The 17,708-nt window shown below is 50.3% G+C and carries 14 protein-coding genes; 3 read left to right on the top strand and 11 right to left on the bottom strand.

The features are described from left to right. Positions 1-11 precede the first annotated feature (11 nt). On the top strand, positions 12-2,021 hold the full coding sequence (locus BMW93_RS22585) for a response regulator (RefSeq protein WP_090381678.1): 2,010 nt from the start codon (positions 12-14) through the stop codon (positions 2,019-2,021). Here the strand turns inward: BMW93_RS22585 and BMW93_RS22590 are convergent. The 5 genes from BMW93_RS22590 to BMW93_RS22610 form a co-directional block, all read right to left on the bottom strand. Then, a complete protein-coding gene (locus tag BMW93_RS22590; RefSeq protein ID WP_090381680.1) occupies positions 2,014-4,242 on the bottom strand; it encodes a molybdopterin cofactor-binding domain-containing protein in 2,229 nt (742 codons plus the stop codon). The genes BMW93_RS22585 and BMW93_RS22590 overlap by 8 nt on opposite strands. Continuing rightward, a complete protein-coding gene (locus BMW93_RS22595) occupies positions 4,239-4,730 on the bottom strand; it encodes a (2Fe-2S)-binding protein (protein ID WP_090381683.1) in 492 nt (163 codons plus the stop codon). The genes BMW93_RS22590 and BMW93_RS22595 overlap by 4 nt, the downstream gene beginning before the upstream one ends. 293 nt (positions 4,731-5,023) lie before the next feature. After that, the gene (locus BMW93_RS22600; protein ID WP_090381686.1) at positions 5,024-6,181 is read right to left on the bottom strand and encodes an ATP-binding protein; all 1,158 of its coding nucleotides are present in this window, start codon (positions 6,179-6,181) and stop codon (positions 5,024-5,026) included. Between the two features lie 85 nt (positions 6,182-6,266). Further along, positions 6,267-6,908: a ligase-associated DNA damage response endonuclease PdeM gene (pdeM, locus tag BMW93_RS22605; RefSeq protein ID WP_090381689.1), complete on the bottom strand. Its 642-nt coding sequence runs from the start codon at positions 6,906-6,908 to the stop codon at positions 6,267-6,269. After that, entirely contained in the window at positions 6,898-9,360 is a 2,463-nt protein-coding gene (locus tag BMW93_RS22610; protein WP_090381691.1) for a ligase-associated DNA damage response DEXH box helicase, read from the bottom strand. Before BMW93_RS22610 ends, pdeM begins: the two co-directional genes overlap by 11 nt. Before the next feature lie 145 nt (positions 9,361-9,505). On the opposite strand from BMW93_RS22610, the gene BMW93_RS22615 reads away from it, so the two are divergent. Together BMW93_RS22615 and BMW93_RS22620 are read left to right on the top strand one after the other, a co-directional pair. Beyond that, positions 9,506-9,721, top strand: coding sequence for a DUF2281 domain-containing protein (locus BMW93_RS22615; RefSeq protein ID WP_090381693.1), 216 nt, complete (start codon positions 9,506-9,508; stop codon positions 9,719-9,721). After that, a complete protein-coding gene (locus tag BMW93_RS22620; protein ID WP_090381694.1) occupies positions 9,721-10,113 on the top strand; it encodes a type II toxin-antitoxin system VapC family toxin in 393 nt (130 codons plus the stop codon). The genes BMW93_RS22615 and BMW93_RS22620 overlap by 1 nt, the downstream gene beginning before the upstream one ends. A gap of 50 nt (positions 10,114-10,163) precedes the next feature. Here BMW93_RS22620 and BMW93_RS22625 read toward each other — a convergent pair whose 3' ends face one another. The 6 genes from BMW93_RS22625 to BMW93_RS22650 all read right to left on the bottom strand — a co-directional run bounded on the left by BMW93_RS22625 (position 10,164) and on the right by BMW93_RS22650 (position 17,560). Continuing rightward, positions 10,164-11,336 carry an ATP-binding protein gene (locus tag BMW93_RS22625; protein ID WP_090381697.1) on the bottom strand — a complete coding sequence of 391 codons (1,173 nt, stop codon included), beginning with the start codon at positions 11,334-11,336 and terminating at the stop codon, positions 10,164-10,166. 100 nt (positions 11,337-11,436) lie between these two features. Then, the gene (locus BMW93_RS22630) at positions 11,437-11,787 is read right to left on the bottom strand and encodes a DUF5615 family PIN-like protein (RefSeq protein WP_177194173.1); all 351 of its coding nucleotides are present in this window, start codon (positions 11,785-11,787) and stop codon (positions 11,437-11,439) included. Further along, positions 11,787-12,020: a DUF433 domain-containing protein gene (locus BMW93_RS22635; RefSeq protein ID WP_090381699.1), complete on the bottom strand. Its 234-nt coding sequence runs from the start codon at positions 12,018-12,020 to the stop codon at positions 11,787-11,789. The genes BMW93_RS22630 and BMW93_RS22635 overlap by 1 nt, the downstream gene beginning before the upstream one ends. Positions 12,021-12,119: 99 nt before the next feature. After that, positions 12,120-13,718 carry an ATP-dependent DNA ligase gene (locus BMW93_RS22640; protein WP_090381701.1) on the bottom strand — a complete coding sequence of 533 codons (1,599 nt, stop codon included), beginning with the start codon at positions 13,716-13,718 and terminating at the stop codon, positions 12,120-12,122. Beyond that, positions 13,715-14,824: a ligase-associated DNA damage response exonuclease gene (locus BMW93_RS22645; RefSeq protein WP_090381704.1), complete on the bottom strand. Its 1,110-nt coding sequence runs from the start codon at positions 14,822-14,824 to the stop codon at positions 13,715-13,717. Before BMW93_RS22645 ends, BMW93_RS22640 begins: the two co-directional genes overlap by 4 nt. A gap of 45 nt (positions 14,825-14,869) precedes the next feature. Beyond that, complete coding sequence (locus BMW93_RS22650; RefSeq protein WP_090381708.1) at positions 14,870-17,560, bottom strand: TonB-dependent receptor plug domain-containing protein; 2,691 nt, start codon at positions 17,558-17,560, stop codon at positions 14,870-14,872. Positions 17,561-17,708: the final 148 nt, after the last annotated feature.

The raw sequence follows: 17,708 nt of genomic DNA on the forward strand, positions 1-17,708 counted from the left end.
AGCCTCCGTTTATGCCCCCTCTATCCATCCTGCTTGTTGAAGACGACGATATCGACGCTATGAAACTGAGCCGTGCCATCAGCAGGGCGCAAGTGGAAATAGGGGAGGTCAGAGTTTGCAAATATGCCGAAGAAGCGCTCCAAATGCTCGATATCTGGACGCCCGGCTGCATTTTCCTCGATTACCAGTTGCCCAAAACCAACGGACTGGAACTCCTTAAAGCCGTCAAAAAGCGCGCCCCGCACCTGCCGGTGATCGTGCTCACTTCGCACGGCGACGAACGCCTCGCCGTGGAAATGATGAAGGCGGGCGCGCTGGATTATTTCCCCAAATCGGAAGTAACGCCTGAAAAACTGACGAAAGCCTTCCATACCATGAGCCAGATGCTCGAAATGGAGAAAGGCCGGGAAGTGGCGGAGAACGAGCTCGCTGAAAAAGAAGAGTTTATCAATAAGGTAGCATTACTTTCTCCCAATATCATTTATGTGATCGACATCGAGAATTGGACTAATATTTTTCATAACAAACAAATCTGGAAAATACTGGGCTACTCTGAATGCGAGGTGGAAACCGATACGCGAAAAGGCCTGTCCCGGATTATCAACGAGCAGGATCAGCATACTTTCCGGGAACATTACAATCATATGCGGTACCGGGTGAAAGACGCGGAAGTGGTGGAGAAGGAATTCAGGCTGAAACACAAGGACAACTCCGAAATATGGATCATCACCCGCGAAGTGCCTTTTAAAAGGAATGCGAGAGGACGTGTGCAAGAAGTATTGGGCACGGCGATCGACATTACTTCACGCAAAATAGCCGAACGGGAACTGATCCAGGCCAAAAAAGATGCCGAAGAAGCGACCCGCATCAAATCCGACTTCCTCTCGACCATGAGCCACGAGATCCGTACGCCGATGAATGCGATTATCGGATTTACGGACCTGCTATTGTCGAGCGGCTTTACGTTTACCGGAGAAGAGAAGCAGCATTTGAATACCATCAAATATTCTGCTGATAATCTGCTGGTTATCCTGAATGACATTCTCGACTTTTCGAAAATCGAAGCGGGAAAATTCGGACTGGAAAGCTTCGAATTTGACCTGCGTGAGAAGTTGGGGTACCTGATGAAAACTTTTGAAATCCGGGCCAGGGAAAAGTCGATCGATTTCACGTTCGATTGCAGTAGCGAGGTTCCGCAAATTGTCATGGGCGACCCCTACCGGTTGAATCAAATCATGGTCAACCTGATCGGCAATGCGATCAAATTTACCGAAGAAGGCGGTTTTGTTAAAGTTACCGTGCAGCTCGAACAGGATCATGGCGACGATATCGACCTCAAAATAGCCGTGACCGATTCAGGGATAGGCATTTCCGAAAACAAACTGAGCGTCATTTTCGACAGTTTTTCACAAGCCCACAACAACAATGCGGTACGTAATTTTGGAGGTACCGGGCTGGGTTTGAGCATTACCCGAAAAATCACCGAGCTCATGAATGGCTCCATTTCCGCCAGCAGCACGCTCGGCGAAGGCAGCGCATTCACGGTAGTGCTCAATTTTGGCAAAGGAAGCACGTCTTACGAAGAGGAAAAAACCGATGCGCCTTCGACTTTGTCCCTGAAAGGTCACCGCATTCTGGCGGCCGAAGATATTTTAGCAAATCAAATCCTGCTTAAACATTTGCTCAACAAATGGGAGGCCGAATTTGTGATCTGTAATAATGGCAAAGAAGTGCTGCACGTGCTCGAAACGAGTGATTTCGATCTGATTTTAATGGATATTCAAATGCCGGTAATGGATGGCGTAACGGCCATGAAGAAGATTCAAAGCTCCTACCCAAGGCACCAGAATGTACCTGTCATCGCCCTCACAGCCGATACTTTCGCGGAAAAGACCCCTGAAATAGCGGCCTGCAATTTCAGCGGCTTTGTAACGAAGCCTTTTAAAGCGGAAGAATTGATCCGTGTGATCAGCCAACATTTGAAAATACAAGCTCCTGCCGCTCAGGCTGCACTCAGCTGAACTTTTTCCAGTCGATTTTTTCCGGTAACAATGGGATCTCGCGCAGACGACTGCCCGTGGCGTGGAAAATAGCATTGGCAATAGCCGCCGCCGTGGGTCCCTGCGCCGCTTCACCGGCCCCCATCGGTTCCAGCTCCGGCCGGTCGATGAGGAAAACTTCCGTATGAGGCACGTCACCGAAACGCAGGATCGGGTACTTGTCCCAGGATGTGCTCACAATGCCGTTTTGATCATAACGAACCTCTTCCATGATCGTCCAGCTCGCCGCCTGGATCATTCCGCCGGAAGTCTGGCTGATTACGCCCGTGCTATTGATCGTCTGCCCCGCATCGATCGCGCTGCTTAGCTTCGTAACCTTGTAAGTCTTCGCCGAAGGATCAATCAAAATCTCCGCTTTCACCGCACAATACGCCGCATTGTTTTTATACTGCGCAAATGCAAAACCCTCTCCCACAAGCTCCTTTTCCCCTTTCCTCCATCCTCCTTTCTCGATTAAAAGCTCAATCACCGCCCGTGCGCGCGGGTCTTTCAAATGGGACAGTCGGAAAGCTACCGGGTCCTTGCCTGCCTTATGCGCCAGTTCGTCCATGAAAGATTCCAGCGCAAAAATGTTAGCATACGCCCCCAGGCTTCGCAATGCCGACGTGCGCAGCGGACCGTTGTAATTGTGTAAAATGATTTTCTGAGAATTGAAATCATACAATGGCACAGAATTACGGTGGCTACCACCCGAAAATCCACCGCTTTTAAGATTGAATGGTTTTTCAAGATCGCGGGCGGCCAACAAATGCCCCGCATTACCGCCCGGCCGTGTTGAATGCGTATCCGACCAGATTTCCGTTTGCCACGCACTTACCCGACCATCGCCGTCCAATCCGCCTTTCAATCGCAAAACCATCGCCGAACCATAAGGCTCCCATTGGTGCTCGTCTTCGCGCATCCATTGCACGCGCACGGGCTTGCCCGGCGCCTGCATTGCTAGCAGCGCAGCATCGCCGGCTACATCGTCAGCCCCATTGTGCCCGTAGCACCCCGACCCCGGCACGCCTGTGATCCGTATTTTGGCCTCCGGCAGATTCAGAAGGTTCGAAATCGTTTTCCGAAGCGGGTAAACGCCCTGGCTATGCGACCAGATTGTGAGCTGCCCATCCTTCCACTCCGCGATCGCGCACGACGGGCCTATGGACCCGTGCATGTGATATGGCCGCTTGTAAACCGCTTCCAGCGTGGCCGACGCTTCGGAAAGGTTTTTCACGACGTCGCTCTTTTCTTCGACCGTCTCTGTCCCTGCACCTTTTTGTAAAATATCCTCATAAAGTGCGGCGGGCAGCGGCGATAATGCAGGGCTTTCCCATTTCGCTTTTTCACGCAATAACCGCACTGCTTTAATGCATTGAAACTCGTCTGCGGCCACTACCGCCACAAAACTGCCATTTACCACCAATTGGCTCACGCCCGGCAGCTTTAAAACCTCTTCGCGGGGCACGGAAAGCAGTTTGGCACCATAGACCGGCGGTCGCAAAACCCGTGCGTGCACCATCCCCGGCAGCCGCATGTCTTGAATATAATAGGGCTTGGCCGCGGCCATCAATGCAATATCCGTCCTGCCGACCGCCTTCCCTACCAGCTTGTATTCTGAATGTTTTTTCAATGGCGCATTACCCGTCACCTCCATTTCCAGCTTTTGGCCCTTCACCAGATCACGGTATGCGATCGTTTTGGTGCCATATCTGACAACACCATTTTCAACGGTCAACTTTTCGGGAACCGCATTCAACCTGTCCGCTGCCAGTTTCAGCAAATGCCGCCTCGCCTCCGCAGCTGCCTGTCGGATCGAATTTCCGCTTCCCTCTATCGATCCGCTACCCGCCGTGTAGCGCTCATCCTGCGTCTGAGAAGTGTCCGCAATGATAATGCGCACACGATCCATCGGCATATCCAGCTCTTCGGCCGCCATTTGCATTAAGGCCGTGCGGATACCCTGCCCGAGCTCCATTTTTCCGGTAATCACTGTCAAAATGCCCTCCGAATCGAATTGAAGCCACGAATCGATCGTCCTCCCGTTACCTGCGACTGGGTGTGGAATTGCCTCACCGTCCAACGCAGCCCCCGCCAATGGCAACAGCTGAAAACCGATCAATAGCCGTCCGGAATTACGAAGAAACTCCCGGCGATCCGTTCTGAATGCTCCGTATGTTTTGAATACCTCGAATACTTTCATGGCTTCCCGGCGCTTTTGGCCCCATTCATTTCCGTAGCTGCCTTTTTTACCGCATTAATAATCCTCGTATGCGTCCCGCACCTGCACAACACGCGATTGAGCGCCTGCCGGATTTCGGCATCCGAGGGTTTCGGATTTTCCGCAAGCAATGCCGTAGCCGACATGATCATTCCATTCATACAATACCCACATTGCGCCGACTGCTCATCCACAAATGCCTTTTGAACAACACTTAACTTCCCATCGCGCGCCAGCCCATCCAGCGTAACGACCTCATAAACTGCCGCCGCAGAGCCTGGTATCACGCACGAAGGCATCGCCTTCCCATTCAGCAGCACCATACAGCTCCCGCACTGCTCCATCCCGCAGCCATACTTAGGGCCATTCAGTTCCAGCTTATTGCGAAGCAGGTAAAGCAAAGGCATATCCGCCTCAGCCTCCACCCGGTGCCGCTCGCCGTTGACTTTGATATCGATGATTTCAGCCATGGTTTTGTGTCCGGTTTGTTGGGATTAGTTATAAAACCGGACTAGGGTGGGAGTCTAATGGTTTGATTAGGGAAAGTTTTGGGTGGCGATTCGGACGGCAGAGGCATTGAACGGTATTCCAATTTAAAAACCTAATAATTGGCTTCGGCTGGCCAAAAATTACAATTGCCTCTTTGTAGGAAATCCGACAAATGAGTGAAAGTCTTTTGTTTACTGAAAATCTGCCAAATGTGAGTCCTCAAATGCGACGGAGCCGTATAGCGGAATCGGGCTCCTTCACGCACAGCGTTGCCCTAAACGCCCCGCTTCAACAATTCAAACCAATTCAGAACGGTAATGCCGTTCGAACGCTCTTCAATCTGATTCCCCGCATAGGCGATGTAGCCCGTTGTCGCACCGCTCAGCTTGTTCCAATAGGCGATATTGCCGAAAAACTCATTATTCACTGTTTTTCCGGCTTTAATCTCGACAGGAACCAAGGCGAGGCCATTGTCGACAACGACGTCAACTTCATGCCCGGTTTTATCGCGCCAATAGTAAAGGTTGACTGGCTTCCCGGCATTGGTCCGTTGTTTAACAAGTTCAGTAACCACCAGCGATTCAAAAAGCGCCCCGCGTAATGGGTGGAGCGGCAGTTGCCCGGCATTCAATACCCCAAGCAGGGAACAAACCAGCCCGGTGTCATAAAAATAGACTTTCGGTCGCTTGATGAGGGTTTTGTTGAAATTCTTATAATGCGGTCGCAGCAGATAGATAATGAAGCTGCTTTCCAGAATACCTATCCACGACTGCACGGTTTTAGTGTCGACGCCTGTGTCTACTGCAAGTGAAGTCAGGTTCAGTTCCTGCCCATTCCGACCAGCGAGGAGTCTTATAAACCTTTCGAATACAATGAGGTCGGTAATATTTTTGATCTGCCTCACATCGCGGTCAATGTAAGTGCGCAGGTAATTGGGAAACCAATCTTCCGGCGGGATGCCCGGTTCGTAAATCGGAGGATAAAGGCCTTGAAATATGATCTGGTTTTCATCGACATCGCTCGGCTTGTCATAAAGCTCCCGAGTGCTGAATGGCAACAGGTTAAGAATGGCAATACGGCCAGCCAGCGTTTGCGAGATATTTTGCTGCAAAAGAAAGTTATTGGAGCCAGTAAGGATGAAACGGCCTGGCTCCGGTGATTCGTCCAGGATTTCCTGCAAATAGGAAAACAGTTCGGGCGCCCGCTGCACTTCATCAAAAATCGCCCCGGATTGGTATCTCGACAAAAACCCGCGCGGGTCTTCTAATGCAAACCGACGAACATCCGGATTTTCAAGCGATAGATAAGCTTTCCCGGGAAAAAGCGATTTGGCTAAGGTAGTTTTACCGGATTGACGTGGTCCCGTGATAGCCACCGATTTGAACGTGGCTGCGAGTTGCTTAACTTTTGATGCCGCAATTCTTTCTATCATACATCAAAAATAAGCAAAACCGGAAAAATATGGAATCAGATTCCATATTTTTCCGGTTTTGCCATAACAAACTCATTATCAAAACCTAACAAACAGAAAAAACCCGTGTCTCGGTCGTTATATAAATCTTCCGGTCATCTGCCAGTCCCATTTGATAACCACCGGTGAACACCCCGAAACTTGGCAGAATAGCCTGGTACTTGTCGATCACGAAGCAGGGGAGCCGCACGCTTTGCCGGCCTTTTCCGTACGAAGTGAAAACCGGGTGCACGTGGCCCGCGAAAACGAATTTGGTGGTGTCGAATTCTACTTTTGGATGGTGGGTGAAAATGAAGTTATCTTCCTCGTAATCATTCACATATACATCCAGGTCACATTCGAGCAGGAGGCTTACGGGCAGGATATCGTGGTTGCCCATGACGATGATCATTTCGATGTAATGGTGTTCGGCGCGCCATTCACGGAAGGTTTCCCATTCAGCATTGTATTGCGCGTGGAAAAGGTCGCCGAGAAAAATGATGCGGGTCGCGCCGGTTTGCTGTACAAGCTCGTTGAGCCGCTGGAAGTTGTTGGCCGCGGCGTTGTTGGGGATGGCGATGCCTTCCTTTCTGAAATGCGTGATTTTGCCTAAATGCAGGTCCCCGATCAATAATGTCTGCGTTTCTTCCCAGAAAATCGCCCTTTGTGTCAATAGTAAAAAATGGTTGCCTCTGATCTCAATCTGCATTACCGTACTGTTTGATCATTCGCTGGATCCTGTCGTCCAGTTTTTCCGAAGTTAATTGTTCCCGAAGCCGGTCCACCATGATCGGGAATGAAAATGGTGTCGGCCTGTCGGTGTGTTGTATGACTATTTTCTGATGTTCGATTCGGGCAAGCGCCTCACGCATGCGGACTTCTTCGAGCTGGTATGTCAGGACCTCCTGGTATGCCTGTTTGATCAGCAGGTTATTATCCTCATACTTGCTCATCACCGTGAAAAGCAACGAGCTCGACGCCTGCAATTGCCTCGTTTTGACATATTTCCCCGGGTACCCCTGAAACATCAGCCCCGCGATCGCGGCTATTTCCCGGAACTTCCGCTTCGCCATTTCAGTCGCATTGACGCTCTGGTAAATGTCGTCCACAAGGTGTTTGGTCGAGAAGAGGTCGGTTTCTCCCAGGATCTCCGCCAAATCGACGTACTGATCACTTAACAACTCAAAACCGTAATCGTTCATCGCCACCGAAAAGGTGATCGGCCGTAACTGACTGATGCGGTAGGCGAGCAAAATAGACATGCCCTCGTGCACCAGCCGCCCCTCGAACGGAAATATAAAGATATGATATCCCTCCCGGGTTTCGCATTGCTCGATCAGCAGTTCGTTGGTTTTGGGAATGACCGAGCGCTTGGCCTGCAATTCGAGCAGCGGCTGCATTTTGGCCAGTTCCACTTCCTTATGCGGGTTTTCGATCGCGTCGGCCAGGCGCTCGCGGATGAATGCGGAGAGTTGAGAGGACAACGGCATCCGTCCACCAGCCCAACGGACGAGGTAACCTTTCTTCCCTTCGGCCTTTTTCACCGTCACAGTCATTTCATGGATTCGTACAAATTCGACGCTCATGCCGGCGAAGAAGAAAACGTCTCCCGCTTTCATCCAGGTCACAAATGATTCCTCCACCGCCCCCAGGTATTTGCCGCTCTGCAACTTCACTTTCAGCGAAACCTCCGAAACGATCGTGCCCATGCTCAGCAAATGCCGGTGCGCAATGCGCCGGCTCGTCACGACATAGCGACCGTTCACGCGCTCTACCTTCTTGTATTCGTCATAAACCGTAAGCGACGAACTGCCCGTAGTTATGTATCCCAAAAGCCACTCCCATTCCTCCCGGTTGAGATATTGGTAACCATATGCATTCCGGACTTCCTCGAAAAGTTGTACTTCATCAAACCCCTCGCCCACCGCCAGCGTTATCATCCATTGCGCCAAAACATCGAATGCATGAGCAACCGGCGGCCGGTCTTCGATCATATTCTTAATCACCCCCTCCCGCAGCGAAACGGCTTCGATCAGCTCCAATGCATTGGTAGGACAAAAATAGATCTTGCTATCGACGCCCGGCTGGTGCCCGCTGCGGCCCGCCCGCTGCACGAACCGCGCAATGCTTTTGGGGCTTCCTACCTGAATAACTGTATCGACAGGCCGGAAATCGACCCCTAAATCCAGACTGGCCGTGCATATCACCAGCTTCAAGCGCTCATCGTGCAACGCGTCCTCCACCCAATCGCGGATTTCACGGTCGAGCGACGCGTGGTGCAATGCCATAATGCCTGCAAACTCCGGGTATTTCTCGATAATCGTGCGGTACCATATTTCCGTTCCCGACCTCGTATTGGTAAAAAGCAGCGTCGTGCGGCTTTTGTTCACCACTTCCACCACCTTGTCTACCAGCCTGATCCCCATGTACCCCGACCACGGCAACGTTTCTACTCTCTCCGGGATAATACTTTCAACCAGAATTTTCTTTTCTGTATTTGCGCGGACGATCACCGAGTTTTCTTGCGGGAACTGCATGCCCAGGAGTACTTGCCTGGCTTCCCCGAGATTGCCGATGGTGGCGGAGATGCCCCAGGTCTGAAGACTTGGGTTGATGGTGCGCAGGCGGGCAAGCGCGAGTTCCGTCTGTGTGCCTCGCTTGCTCCCCATGAGCTCGTGCCACTCGTCGACGACTACCGTATGCAGGTTTTTGAAGAATTCGGAAGCATTTTTTTGCGTAAAGAGCATGTGCAGGCTCTCCGGCGTGATAATGAGCGCATCGGGCATCTGCCGTTTCTGCTCGTTGCGCTCACGCGTACCCGTATCACCCGTGCGTATGCCCACGCGCCACGTGAGGTTCATTTCCAGCGCCGCCATTTCCATATTCCGGAAAAGATCTTTCGAAAGCGCCCGCAACGGCGTGATCCAAAGCACTTGGAGACCCTTTTTAGTTTTCAGCGGCTTTTTAGGAAGGGAATTAATATGCCGGATCAAAATGGGCAGCCATAGCGAATAAGTCTTCCCGCTGCCCGTCGGCGCATTTACCAACCCACTTTTCCCCGCCAGGTATGCCGCAGCAGCCTCCTTCTGAAAAGCCGCCCACTTCCACTTTTTATCTTTAAACCATTGCTCAACAATGATATGTCCGCGGGATTTGGTCAAGGGTATGTTTTTTGATCTAAATTAACTAAATGTGTTATGCAAAAGCAATCCAACATCCGTGCCACGAACTCTTGCAAATACAGGCCGCTACCATTAGTCTACCTGAATTATTATATTTGTTTAAAGGAATCAACCAACTGAGACGATGCTTACCACAATTGAAGGAATTTATGAAAACGGGAAGGTTATTCTCAAGGAATCTCCGCCTGTGAAGAAGAACAGCAAAGTTCTGGTAACCTTTATGGGTAGTGACAACCAGCCTACTAATGGTCAAAAACGAAAGTTGGGTAGCATGACAGGCACCATCAAAATGTCAGACGACTTCAACGAAAGCTTAGACGACTTATCCGACTATATTTAATGGCATATTTACTAGATACACACACGATACTTTGGAGCCTTGGTCATCAACACAAACTTTCTGAAAAGACCAGAAGCATCATCGAAGATCCCGACTCAATTTGCTATACAAGTTATGTGTCGTTTTTTGAAATGGCCATCAAAAAGAAGACAGGCAAACTTGAATTGCTCCATCCTATCTCTCGCTACCACGAAGAAATACAGAAAATCGGTATTCAAACTTTGCCTGTAAAGCCGGAGCACCTAGATCTTTATGATGAACTACCTCTTTGGGATAACCATCGCGACCCATTCGATAGAATGCTGATCGCTACTGCTGTTTCCGAAGCCTTGACGATCATTTCAATCGACGAGAAATTTGCTTTGTACGAGAATGTACAGGTGATATGGTGAGATACGCTGGCCTACAATACAGCAGCTTCATGCGGTTCCGCAAATTATGTTCAGTAATTCATTATCTCCTGCATAACAGCATTGAGCGAAGTAGCAATTACACCGTCGCCCATTGGAAATGTGTCTTTTCCCGAATAAATGACAAACTTTTTATCGGGTTGAATGTCTTCACAGGCGATGTAAAATCCTTTGGACAAGCTGGGCGCCGAGTTTCTTTTGATTTCAATTACCCACTTTTTACCATCAGCGAATTCCAGAACCAGATCGGCTTCGGCGCCGCCTGCGCTCCGGTAGAAATATGGCTGCATGCGGACTGGCGCTACACTCATGATATTCTCAATCACAAACCCTTCCCAGCTTCCGCCCACTACCGGATGTGCCAGCAGGTTATTGAAACTTTCAATGCCCATCAAAGCATGGGTAATGCCGCTATCGCGTACATAAATTTTAGGGCTGCGTACCAACCGCTTTCCGGCATTGGAAGTCCATGGCTGTAAGCGCCTCACCAGCAGCAGATCGACCATCAGATCTAGATAACGCCCGATTGTAACGCCCGAAACATCCAGATTTCTCGCCAAATGTGTTGCGTTGAGCACGCTGCCCTGGTTATGTGCAAGCATTGTCCAGAATCGCTCCAAGGTCGTTGCGGGAATGCGCGGGCCGAGCATGGGAATGTCGCGTTCGAGGTAGGTTCGGATAAAATCCTGCCGCCATTCCAGACTATCGCGGTCGGAAGCTGCCAACAAACTTTCCGGAAAGCCTCCACGGAGCCATAATGTAGCTGTTTCCTGAAAATTCTCCGCAGCATATTCCAGAACGTCTATGGGAAAGAGTTCAAGGTAAGAAATACGCCCGGCAAGTGACTCGCTCGACTGTTGGAGCAAATCAATGGACGCCGACCCAAGAAAAAGAAACAAACCTGATCTGTTGCCCTTTCTTCTTTCCTGGTCAATAATCCCACGTAACTCGGTAAAAAGCTCCGGAATTCTTTGCACCTCATCAAGCACAATCAGTTGCCCTTGATTTGCCTCATAAAACGCCCGGATATCCCTCACTTTTTCGAGATCGAGGCGACTTTCGAGATCCAGATACAATGCAGGAGTGGAATCAACGACGTCAAGCGCGATCGTAGTTTTACCGATCTGACGTGGCCCCATCAGCGCAACGGAGGAGCTTTTTGCTAATACCTCCTTAATTTTCGTTTCAAGCCTGCGGCTAATCATGTATGCAAATCTAACATTAAATATTAAAATTGCATAGTGAAAATTAAAATAGTTATATATTAACTTACAATAAGATTAATTAACATTTATAACTGGAAATTCAATAATGAAAAACTTCAATCCCCTCCACCGTGGCGATAATCATCCGCGCTTCTTGAAGATGTGCTATAATCAACTCCCAATTAGTATGAAAAAAGGCATGAAGGTCTTTTAGTAACAAGTTGCCCAACCTCAAATGGATCACCTTTACAGGTTGCTTTTCCAAAAGGCATCGATGATAGAAGTCCGTATCTTTTGAGACAATAACGAGATCGTTTTCGCGTGCGTAGTCCCAAATGTCACGGTCAGGCCATCTAGCGTTGAGATCGATGACAAATTCAAATTCGGGAGAATTGAAAAAACTGAAATATTTCGGAAGATTTACGTCGATCAGAAAACGGGGGTCGGACATCAGGCAGCAGTCAGGGAGAAATGCTCTCCATCCACTGTTTTAGCAGCGAATTCGATACATGCCTTCATGTCCGCTTCTTCCAGAAATGGGTAGGCGGCAAGTATATTTTCAATCGTTTCACCTGCGGCAAGGTATTCCAAAATGGTTTTTACAGTGATCCGAAAACCTCTGATCACAGGCTTACCATTGCAAACCGCCTCGTCTATCGTGATTCTATCCAGCTGACTTTCCATATACCGTTTCATTTGCCTACAAAAATAGCAATTTATCCCCGACCAGAATACCCAAAAATCCAGCACGATGCGTGAAATAAACGATTGATGTTCAATCGGTCATTTATAATTACCCAGTATCTCCCGCAAACTCCCCAAACTATCCGCTTCCTCGGCCTTCTTATCCTTCCGCCACCGTAAAATCCGGGGAAACCGCACCGCTATTCCAGACTTATGCCGGGTCGATTCATTAATTCCTTCAAATCCGATTTCAAAAACCAGCTCGGGCTTCACGGTGCGGACAGGGCCGAATTTTTCCAGGACATTGCGTTTGATGAAATAATCCACCTGGCCGATTTCCGCGTCGGTGAGGCCGGAATAGGCTTTTGCAAATGGCACAAGCTTGCCGTCGTCGCCCCAGACCGCGAAAGTGTAGTCGGTGAAGAGTTCGGCGCGGCGGCCGGAGCCTTTTTGGGCGTAAATGAGTACGGCATCCACACTCAGCGGGTCTATTTTCCATTTCCACCAATCGCCTTTTTTACGCCCCACCTGATAAGTGCCGACCCTCCGTTTGATCATAAATCCTTCCGCAATGTGCTCGCGTGACTGTGGGTGCAGGTCGCGCAAGGTTTGCCAGTCTTTGAAATCGATCAATGGCGACAGGTTGAAATAGCTTTGTGCGGGCACATTTGCGTGTAGCGCTTCCAGCTGCGTTCGGCGCTGCGCCTGCGTGAGGCCACGGATATCGACGCCGTTCGATTCGAGCATATCATAGGCCAGAAAAGCGACGGGGGCTTCTTCGAGTACTTTTTTCGACAAGTTCTTACGGCCAATGCGGGTTTGGAGCACATTAAACGGCATCGGCCGGCCATTAATATAAGTCACAATTTCGCCGTCGAGCACCGTGCCTTCGGGAAGGACCTCGCCCAGGAAATGCAGTTCGGGGAATTTTTCGGTCGATAACTCTTCGCCTCTTGTCCAGATAAACAGCTCCTTATTTCTGTAAATAATCTGCGAACGGATACCGTCCCATTTCCATTCGGCGAACCAGTCACTGGCCTCACCGAGGTCCGCAACGTCACCTTCGATCGGGTAAGCGAGAAAAAACGGGTATGGGCGAGACGCGTTGTCATTTTCGCCTTTGTCCAATATGAGTTGCTCAAACGTAGTTTCCAGCGGGTCCCATTGACCCATTACCCGGTGAGCGATCACATTGGAATCGGTTTCGGTGGCTTCCGCCAATGCGCGTACCACCAAAGTCTGGGAAACGCCGATGCGGAAACTCCCCATAAGCAGTTTGTTGAACACGAATGTCTCATGCTGCGAAAGCTGCATCCAGGCCTGGATAATATGATCTCGCTTCTGTTCGTCGGTCATGCCGGGCAGCATTCCCAGGTAACGAAACCACTCCGCAAGCGATTTATCCGAGCCACCGATGCTAGTGCGCGGTAAAAGCAGCGAAATGGTTTCGCCCAAATCGCCCACACTGTGATAGCTTTCCTGAAAAAGCCACATCGGAATTCCCGCTTCCCCGGCTGCCCATTCCTTTACCTGCGTACGATTGACTTTGAAAGATGGCCTGCGGCCGGTGAACAATGTCAATGCCCACAACTTGTCATCGTCCGAAGCGGTCAGAAAATAATTTTTCATCAAATCGACTTTCGCATTCGTCTTGTTCGTGCGGTCGAGGTTCATGAAGAGGTCTGCAAACTGTTTCATGGCTCAGTACCGTCTTTGTCCGCACTCACTGCCCTGTCAAGCTCCTGCTTATGCTCCTGATAGGCATCCTGTCCGACCGATGCGTCCTGTACGGTTTCTTCCTCCTCGTTTTCATCCTCATTGCCGTACATGGTGTTCACCTCCGCGGCGTCAATGCCGTTTTCATTGAGCCAGCGTGCGTAAATGCTCGTATATCCGTGCGTAACATATACTTTTTCAGCGCCGGTTTCCCGCACGGCCCGGTTCAGGTCCGGCCAGTCGACGTGGTCACTCAGCACGAAACCCTGATCGACGGCCCGGCGGTTCTTCGCACCTCTCAGCGCCATCCAACCCGAACAATATCCCACCGAATAGGGAGCAAACTTCCTGATCCACGTAGTACCGTCGGCGGAAGGCGGCGCCAGTACCAATGCGCCCCGGAACAATTTCCGGTCGGTCTCTTTGGTCACGAGCGTCAGTTCCGGCAGCTCAAAACCCGCTTCACGCAAACGCTCATTCACCGTGTAAATGGCCCCGTGCGCATAAATTACAGAGTCTTGCAATTGAATATTCTTCAAAATCCGCTGCATTTTTCCCAATGAATAGCCCATCAGCACACTGGCCTTCCCGTCGGCACGGTTTTGCGCCCACCAGTCGTCGATCTCCGACATTACCTGTTGCTGCGGCTGCCATTTATAAATAGGTAAACCAAATGTGGACTCGGTAATGAACACATTGCATTTAACTGGTTCAAAAGGCATTGCGAAATGATCGTCTTCCAGCTTGTAGTCGCCGCTCGCCACCCATACCTCGCCCTGGTACTCGACCCTTACCTGCGCGGAACCGATGATATGACCCGCCGGATGCAAGGAAAATTTCACCCCATTGATCATAAATTTCTCACCGTACTGCACGGTTTGCAGGTCAATGTCCTGGCCGAGTCGCAGCCTTAGAATGGGCTCGCTGTCCTTGTGAGCAAGGTAATGCCGGCTTCCCCAGCGCGCGTGGTCGCTATGCGCGTGCGTGATGATCGCCCGGCCCACCGGTATCCAGGGATCGATATGGACGTCGGCAACGGCGCAGTATATACTTTTTCCGGTAAACTGTAAGAGCGGCTGTTTTGGCATACTCCGGAAATTATCAAAAGTATGCCAAACGAGCTATTCCCCTCACTACAAATGCAGTTGAACGCCCAAAGAAAGGGTCATCGCGCGGGGATACGCGCCATAGTCGTAACCGCGTTGCTGAATGGATTGCCCGTAGTGGCTCACTTCCGGGTCCCAGCCTTTGTATTTGGTTAATAATATCAGGTTTTGTCCGCTCAGGAATACGCGGGCGCTTTTTTCTTTTAAAATAGGGAAAGTATAGCCAATGGCGAGGTTTTGCAATCTTACGAAACTGCCTTTTTGCAGGTACCAGAACCTGTTTTGCGCCCCATAGAGTGTCCACTGCCGTGGAAAATTGTTGTCGGGGCGGTCGGGCGCCCATGCGTTTTCGGCGGCATAGTAGGTGGTGTTTGACACAAAACCGGTGTGCAAAACCTGGTCGGCCCCATTATATATCTTTTGCCCGTGCTCCCCGCGGATCAGCATTGTCACATCAAACCGCCGCCATTCGAGCATCGATGAAAGTCCCCAGAAAACATTGGGGAAGGCACTTCCGATCTGCTTTGACCACTCGGCATCGGCCGCTTCTCTGGACCCGCCCAACAATTCCGGCACTCTGTTCTCGCCATATCCGGCGTCGAGAATTTCCTGCGGCGTGTTCCAGACACCATCGAGTCTGGGTGAAAACCAGCTTCCCACCGGTTGGTTAGTTTTGTCCTCATCTGTTAAAAAACCAAAAAAATCCAGTGGCTTCCTGATCCGGTTCGCCATGGCCGTCAGATTGCCCGATATCTTCCAGGATAAGTCGTTCCTCCGCAGCACTTCCCCGGTAGCCGATAGCTCAATACCCCGACTGTACAGACCTTTCACGCCAGCGTAGCCAAATTCGCCCCCTCCTCCCGGCAAACGAATCTGGTCAGAATAAGCTTGATTGTTTGTAACCTGATTGAAAATGTCCAGCTCCACATGCAGTTTTCCACTGAGCAAACCCAGCTCACTACCGATGCTCATCATGTTTCGAGTCAATTTGGCTGATCCGGAAATACTATTTACCCACACACTGCTAATAGGCTCGATATGACCATAATCTACCACCAACCGCAGCGAATTGATCCCAATTTTCGCCAGTCGGCCCCCTTTATCCGGCACCAGCCAGCCGACGCTCCCGCCGATCGAGCCGAAACTTTTTACCCAGTCATCCTTTCTCGCATTGACATAAAAATCCCATCCTCCGGTGGCAAACGAGGTTTGGGCAAAGAACGATTTAGAGTCCGCCCGTCTTCTAAAATAGGAGTATGAAAAAGGAATTGTCGGCCCTGACCCCGGGATAATGTTATGATCTCTGGCCTCTTCCAGCCATCGGCTTACCAGATCCTGGTCTTTTCCGTGCGCTTCCCCAGCGGTCTTGTCGAATTTCTGTTGTGCATACCCACCCGAAATCGTCCAAACATTGTTTTTCCAGGCATAACGGTAATTGAGCGTAGCATCGAGCGTGCGCTCATCGTGGTCAACGAACGCGTAAGTACCATAGGGGTTGTTGATCCGCGGGTTGATGCGATCCTGCTGGCTGCCCGAAATCCCGTATTGCGCTTTCAGTGTCAAGCCTTTTACAATGCCCACTTCCAGATATTGTGCTGTAAAAAGTCTCCGCACGTCTGTTCGATCGGCAGAGCGATCGACCCCATCCAACGGGTTTTCCCGTGTCCAGGGCCCTATTTTGATATTTCCGCGAGAGCCGTCCGCATTGTCGGGCGGCCCGAAAGGCAACGCATCGTAAGTCGGCTGGATATCTCGCACATCCATCCTCGCTTTGGCATAATAGGTGCTGGTACCAAAGCGCAGCCTGTTTTTGAAAAAGTTAAAATCCAGGTTCACCCGCACGCCTTTACGGTCGTAGCCGCTGTTTTTCACCACCCCTTTCTGATCGGACAGGTTTCCCTGCACCGAAAACTTTAAAAAATCCAGCCCGCCGCTAATGCCCAACTGCTGCCTGAAAGCGGTGCCCGTTTGTGTAGCTTCGTCTATCCAGTTAATGCTCTCGTATGAAAAAGAAGGGTCTTCAATGTATTGCGTAAGCTGTGCCTGCTTCGGGTACAGCGATTCGAGCCGCTTTTGGTATGCCTTGAAATCTTCAGTACTCAAAATCTCCGGCGCGTGTTTCTTCCGCTGAATGGAAGCCGTCGATTCGAAATCCACGTGAAGCCCATTTGTCCGGCCTCTTTTTGTGCGGATCAGTACGGCCCCATTTCCCGCGCGGCTTCCGTACATGGCGATTGCCGAGCCGTTTTTGACTATCTCAATCGATTCAATATCCGACGGGTTGATGATCGAAAGTACATTCGGTGCGCCAGAAGGGTAGTTCTCTCCCAGCTCCGCAAGTCCATAATCCGTATTAAAAACATCCTGTGGAATACCATCAACGATATACAACGGCTCGTTGGACGATGCCAATGCCGCCGCACCCCTCACCTGAACTGAAAAAACGCCACCCGGTGCCCCATTCGTTTCGATCACGCGCACACCGGCCATTTGCCCTGCCATGAGTTGCTCGGGCGTGCCTGCAACCAGCTTTTGGTCGTTTTGAATGATCCTGCGGCTCGTCCAAGCTGAATTACCGGAAATGATTGGAAAGCTGACATTTTTGGAAGAATCTGATTTCAGCGAATCAGCCGACTGGGCTTGCAGCGCATTTCGACAAAAAATCAACAGGCTAAAAAGAATACTGCAAACTGTAAGCGAAGGGTAAAAATGTTTCATTCAAGAGAGAGGTGATGTAACTTATATATTATTTCAGTTCACCAAAAATACTATTTCCCTCCCCGCCGCAAAAGCTTCCGAAATTTATTCGCAACTTGAATGTTACTTTAAGCGAACGTGTTCGTATAAAGGTTAGATAAATAACACA

The sequence above is a fragment of the Dyadobacter sp. SG02 genome, assembly GCF_900109045.1.
In the GTDB taxonomy this organism is placed as follows: Bacteria; Bacteroidota; Bacteroidia; order Cytophagales; family Spirosomataceae; genus Dyadobacter.

What these genes read in the sequence shown, in the direction of transcription:
- pdeM (WP_090381689.1), bottom strand. Translation starts at nt 6,908, where the DNA reads ATGCAGATTGAGATCAGAGGCAACCATTTTTTACTATTGACACAAAGG.
- BMW93_RS22590 (WP_090381680.1), bottom strand. Translation starts at nt 4,242, where the DNA reads ATGAAAGTATTCGAGGTATTCAAAACATACGGAGCATTCAGAACGGAT.
- BMW93_RS22650 (WP_090381708.1), bottom strand. Translation starts at nt 17,560, where the DNA reads ATGAAACATTTTTACCCTTCGCTTACAGTTTGCAGTATTCTTTTTAGC.
- BMW93_RS22640 (WP_090381701.1), bottom strand. Translation starts at nt 13,718, where the DNA reads ATGAAACAGTTTGCAGACCTCTTCATGAACCTCGACCGCACGAACAAG.
- BMW93_RS22645 (WP_090381704.1), bottom strand. Translation starts at nt 14,824, where the DNA reads ATGCCAAAACAGCCGCTCTTACAGTTTACCGGAAAAAGTATATACTGC.
- BMW93_RS22635 (WP_090381699.1), bottom strand. Translation starts at nt 12,020, where the DNA reads ATGGAAAGTCAGCTGGATAGAATCACGATAGACGAGGCGGTTTGCAAT.
- BMW93_RS22630 (WP_177194173.1), bottom strand. Translation starts at nt 11,787, where the DNA reads ATGTCCGACCCCCGTTTTCTGATCGACGTAAATCTTCCGAAATATTTC.
- BMW93_RS22585 (WP_090381678.1), top strand. Translation starts at nt 12, where the DNA reads ATGCCCCCTCTATCCATCCTGCTTGTTGAAGACGACGATATCGACGCT.
- BMW93_RS22615 (WP_090381693.1), top strand. Translation starts at nt 9,506, where the DNA reads ATGCTTACCACAATTGAAGGAATTTATGAAAACGGGAAGGTTATTCTC.
- BMW93_RS22600 (WP_090381686.1), bottom strand. Translation starts at nt 6,181, where the DNA reads ATGATAGAAAGAATTGCGGCATCAAAAGTTAAGCAACTCGCAGCCACG.
- BMW93_RS22625 (WP_090381697.1), bottom strand. Translation starts at nt 11,336, where the DNA reads ATGATTAGCCGCAGGCTTGAAACGAAAATTAAGGAGGTATTAGCAAAA.
- BMW93_RS22620 (WP_090381694.1), top strand. Translation starts at nt 9,721, where the DNA reads ATGGCATATTTACTAGATACACACACGATACTTTGGAGCCTTGGTCAT.
- BMW93_RS22595 (WP_090381683.1), bottom strand. Translation starts at nt 4,730, where the DNA reads ATGGCTGAAATCATCGATATCAAAGTCAACGGCGAGCGGCACCGGGTG.